Source organism: Agaribacter flavus (assembly GCF_042646125.1).
In the GTDB taxonomy this organism is placed as follows: domain Bacteria; phylum Pseudomonadota; class Gammaproteobacteria; order Enterobacterales; family Alteromonadaceae; genus Glaciecola; species Glaciecola flavus.
This window is the reverse complement of sequence record NZ_JBHRSW010000040.1, coordinates 1-4050: the sequence shown is the minus strand read 5'-3', so window position 1 is coordinate 4050 and position 4050 is coordinate 1. Positions and strand designations below refer to the sequence as shown.

Annotated in this window: 8 protein-coding genes and 1 pseudogene; 1 reads left to right on the top strand and 8 read right to left on the bottom strand. The window is 39.0% G+C overall.

Features of this window, described 5'->3' with window-relative positions; all coding sequences use genetic code 11:
* Positions 1–200: 200 nt before the first annotated feature.
* Positions 201–452: pseudogene (locus ACFOHL_RS15050) on the top strand (type II toxin-antitoxin system RelE/ParE family toxin); the annotation flags it as partial.
* Positions 453–464: 12 nt separating this feature from the next.
* Here ACFOHL_RS15050 and ACFOHL_RS15045 read toward each other — a convergent pair.
* From ACFOHL_RS15045 to ACFOHL_RS15010, 8 genes are all read right to left on the bottom strand, one after another.
* Positions 465–827, bottom strand: a complete 363-nt coding sequence (locus tag ACFOHL_RS15045; protein ID WP_376921067.1) for an MmcQ/YjbR family DNA-binding protein — start codon at positions 825–827, stop codon at positions 465–467.
* A 155-nt stretch (positions 828–982) separates the two neighbouring features.
* The gene (gene nadS / locus ACFOHL_RS15040) at positions 983–1267 is read right to left on the bottom strand and encodes a NadS family protein (RefSeq protein WP_376921066.1); all 285 of its coding nucleotides are present in this window, start codon (positions 1265–1267) and stop codon (positions 983–985) included.
* Positions 1264–1602, bottom strand: a complete 339-nt coding sequence (locus tag ACFOHL_RS15035) for a type II toxin-antitoxin system RelE/ParE family toxin (RefSeq protein ID WP_376921065.1) — start codon at positions 1600–1602, stop codon at positions 1264–1266. The genes nadS and ACFOHL_RS15035 overlap by 4 nt, the downstream gene beginning before the upstream one ends.
* A gap of 241 nt (positions 1603–1843) precedes the next feature.
* On the bottom strand, positions 1844–2371 hold the full coding sequence (locus tag ACFOHL_RS15030; protein WP_376921064.1) for an adenylate kinase: 528 nt from the start codon (positions 2369–2371) through the stop codon (positions 1844–1846).
* Between the two features lie 150 nt (positions 2372–2521).
* Positions 2522–2839: a type II toxin-antitoxin system RelE/ParE family toxin gene (locus ACFOHL_RS15025; RefSeq protein ID WP_376921063.1), complete on the bottom strand. Its 318-nt coding sequence runs from the start codon at positions 2837–2839 to the stop codon at positions 2522–2524.
* A complete protein-coding gene (locus ACFOHL_RS15020) occupies positions 2827–3084 on the bottom strand; it encodes a type II toxin-antitoxin system Phd/YefM family antitoxin (RefSeq protein ID WP_376921062.1) in 258 nt (85 codons plus the stop codon). Before ACFOHL_RS15020 ends, ACFOHL_RS15025 begins: the two co-directional genes overlap by 13 nt.
* A 337-nt stretch (positions 3085–3421) precedes the next feature.
* Positions 3422–3640, bottom strand: a complete 219-nt coding sequence (locus ACFOHL_RS15015) for a BrnA antitoxin family protein (RefSeq protein WP_376921061.1) — start codon at positions 3638–3640, stop codon at positions 3422–3424.
* Complete coding sequence (locus ACFOHL_RS15010) at positions 3633–3926, bottom strand: BrnT family toxin (RefSeq protein ID WP_376921060.1); 294 nt, start codon at positions 3924–3926, stop codon at positions 3633–3635. The genes ACFOHL_RS15015 and ACFOHL_RS15010 overlap by 8 nt, the downstream gene beginning before the upstream one ends.
* Positions 3927–4050 lie beyond the last annotated feature (124 nt).

The window sequence follows — 4050 nt, the reverse complement described above, 5'->3', positions numbered from 1 at the left end:
TTAATCAATGACCTCATTTTAGGGGCTCAACTTAGTAAAAGAAGAACGGTCTATTTTGATCGCTTACTTTATTGCAGCTCATACCCTATACATGAAGGCCATTCATACGGGTAAAACCAAAAACGATAAAATCTACGCATTAAAAATTGCTAAGCAGATATCATTGACTATATTGAACCGTTTTATAAACACAAAATTTTAGAAAAGCAGTTAAAAAGCTGCACAAAAATCAAAAATCCGACTTGGATAAAGCAGTAAATACGCTCATGGAAGATCCTTCACTTTGAGAGCAAAAGAAAGATGATTTGTCGTTCTTACGTGTGTACAAGTTTAAAATGGCAAAACAACTTACGCTGCTGGAGTATAGCCACAAGAAGGAAAGTGTGGTGCTAGAATTGATAGCTCTCAGGTCTCATGAAAACTTTTATCGCGATGATAAGAAAATCTCCTGAGCTTAAGCACAACTATTGATTTAATCCAAGTTCTTTTTGTTTTTTCTTTGTAAGACCCAAAGAGACAATCCTGTATGACTCCAAAAGGTAATGTTCGAGTTCGTCTTCTTCGGCCTTGCTAGCATCATATAGCTGTATCCATTTCATACCTCTAGATGCAAGGTATGGCGCTGGCCTGTATCCAGACTTTCCTTGTAAGAAAAAATAGTTTTGCTCGGAAGTTTTAAAAGTGAAAGCTGGGGTTCCTGTTTTTTCCCAGCCGCCGATAGCAAATACTTTGCCTCCCACTTTCCAGACATCTGAGTTTCCCCACTGAACTACATGTGTAGTCACAGGAAGAGCCTTGCAAAATGAGTTGAATTCATCGTATTTCATCTGCTTACACTAACAGGCACAAAACGAGGCTGTAGAATTTGTTCGTCCAGCCTTATCTAAATTTAATTTGTTTCAGGGTAGAGCGAATTAGAGGTAAATAAAACCTTGCCCCGGTTCTTGCGAACGTGAAAAACTTGTTAGTTCTCACGGTTCAATTACCTTAGTGCGCGAATCACAGCTTGTGGATCTTTTTCCAACACATTCAATAAGACTAAAGCAGGTCCTCGAGGAACTCTATCGCCTCTTTCCCAATGTCTCAATGTTCCCAAGCTAATTCCAAATGTTGCCGCAAATTCTGATTGACTCATATCTACTCGAGAGCGAACACGCTTCACGTCTATTGGCTCAAATTTATGGACAGTAGCTTTTTTTACATCACCCTCTGCGAATTTTATTGCCTCATGAAGACCTTGTTTTATGCTCTCAAACTCATCATTCATTTTTTACTCTCATATGCCTTTACTAAAGCAGAAGTTAATTTAAATAAAATGTTACGTTCCGAATTAGATAGGTTTTCTTTCTGGTTTTTACCAAACAACGTAAGCAAAAATAAAGGGATAGTTTCATTATGATAGTAGTAAATTATTCTCACCCCGCCACTTTTACCACTTCCATCTTTTGCCCATCGGAGTTTCCGAACACCTCCTGTCCCCTTAATTAAAGCACCTGATTTGGGATTTCCTGCAAGGTAATCAATGATAAATTTGTTTTCATCATCGCTTAAAAGCTTATTTACAGCTTTTTTATATTCAGGTAATTCGACAATCGTGTGCATACTCTCAGTGTAATCCAATGGATTATAAATGTCTAAAGATGAATCAATATAGTGAGAACTAACAAGGCTGTAGAAAAACTAAAACGCGAAAAAAGCTCAATATTCACTCAACTTTCTAAAATGAAAATATAGAACAACTTTTTCTACCGTCTCAACAATTAGCTAAGAGGCACATACATGCAGTTAAAATGGCGAAGGCGCTGCATGTATATGTCCCTCATGAACGCCTTGTATGGATGCCCTACGCATTAGCTAAAAACAACTCTGCTTGTTTGGGTGATTTAATACGCACTAGCCTAACACTGTTTGACAGTTCGCCTGCAAAAAGCTTGGTGTATTTACGTTTGGTTTTCCAATAATTTTGGAGCATCCAAAGAATGACAGATTCTGATGAGAAGAAGTTACGCCTAAACGATTCTATGTTTCCAGTACCTTCCCAATTCTCCTGTTTTGACCAAGAACGCTTAAAAGAGCGAATTAGAATTTGTTTAAACGTATGGAAAAAGCCGTAATCTAACCAGACGATTGTGTCTACGTACTGCCATTTTAGCGCGTTTGTCTTTGATTGGTTTCCATCTAACACCCATGTTTCCTGCTCCATGAGACTTTTTAGCTTTGCAAGGAAGTCTTCTGTGTCCAGATGTTCCCAATTCGGTAGCCAGAAAACTGCATCCATTTCTATGCACGGGAAATCTAATTTTTGGGCAAGACGACGGCTAAAATGTGACTTCCCACTCCCACTTGTACCAATGACATTGATTCTTTTCATATTGGAAAATCTGACAGGCATCTAATCTAACGCTCGCATTTTCGGCAGTTTGTATTTGGTAAAATCTGCAACAATTGAACGCAGTCAAATGCAGATTTTAGCAAATGCAAAATGTCCGAAGGAGCGACAGAGCCTGTCAATATGCTTTTGTTAGGCGCCATCTCTACCTCGGTCTTTTAAAATAAACCGTCGAAGTGTTCTTCCACTTCTCATCACATATAAAATATAAACAGTATCTTTTTCGATTCGATAGAATATTCGACATGGATCCACTAAGATTTCTCTGTATCTTGACCACTCAAGTTCAGGAGGGTATCTACCAGATTCAGGAAAGGTTTTTAGTCTAAGTGCTCTGTCAAATACATCACTGACTAATGTTTTAGCTGCGGCTAAATTATCTATAGCTATATATTCAGCAATGTCGTTTAAATCATTTAGCGCCGGCTCTGTCCATTTTATTTCAGCCATTTAGACAGTTTAACTTCTGCTTCTGACTCAGAGAACACTCGTCCTTCACTTAATGCGGTCTCGCCTTTCGCAATACCTTCAAGAATTTTCATACGGTTTTGCATTGATTCAAAATCGTGAACATCCAAAAGGTATGCAGAAGGTTGGCCATGCTCTGTAATTAAAACTGGCTCTTTGGATTCATGCAATTCAGCCAATATCTTGGTTGCCTTACGTTTTAATGTTGTAACTAATTCTGTTTTCATAAAGTGACACTATTCTATCACTCTCAATCTGTCAATAAATTTTCAAGGCACCTAACGCCCTGAACAGGCGGCGCCTGCAGCGGAGACACGCAAAAAACATAGAGTAAGGCGCTCGCGTTGCACCGGTTTGTAACATGCCTACAGTTTGGTAGACAGCCAAATAGCGGCTTTAGTTGAGTATTTTACCACCCTAAAAATCAACCAAGACATTAGACCGCTTTTACCACGGGATTCTCCAGTCGTTCGTCGATCTCAAATTCCTCGAGGCATGTAATGCTTATTTATGCGGTGAACGCAGTGAATCCGGCAAGCTTTGCTTGCGAACATGAAATTCTTGTTAACTGCCACTATTCCAAGAGAGTTGTAGGTCCCTATTTGATTTAGCGCAGTCTCGAAGATACAAGTTAATCAAACTTTGATATGGAATTCCCTTATCCTCGGCCATTAACTTAAAGTACTCGATAGTTTCTGAGTCTAAACGTATTGTAATTTGTTTCTTAATTTTTCCGGCATAGGGATTCTGCGTTGAATCCGAGAAATCATAGTGATCACGCATTTCGATAGCCCTCATAAATTTGGCGCTCTCGCTTATCCGCCTTCCTAGCTGATATAATTCTGATCGATTCATTAACCCTTACGCAATGACACACAATCAATAATCGCGAATTCGCACTGTTACCCAATAGAAGAAATCGCTCTTCACCAATAGAGTGATCAGGATCGGGGATAATACGCCCCATGAAGTCATCAAAAACTGTTGAGGCTTCATCAAATGAAATAGCATGCTTCGCTAAGCTCGAAGCATTTTTATTTTCATCCCACTCAAAAGAATATTCACTCATGAACTACATTATAACTACAATGTAATTTAATGCAAAGAAACTATCTAAGGGCAGTTAACGCTTCCCTCGTGTTCAGCAATTTGCGTCTTATGCTCGACTAGTTAAATGTAAAGCAGAGTCGGCG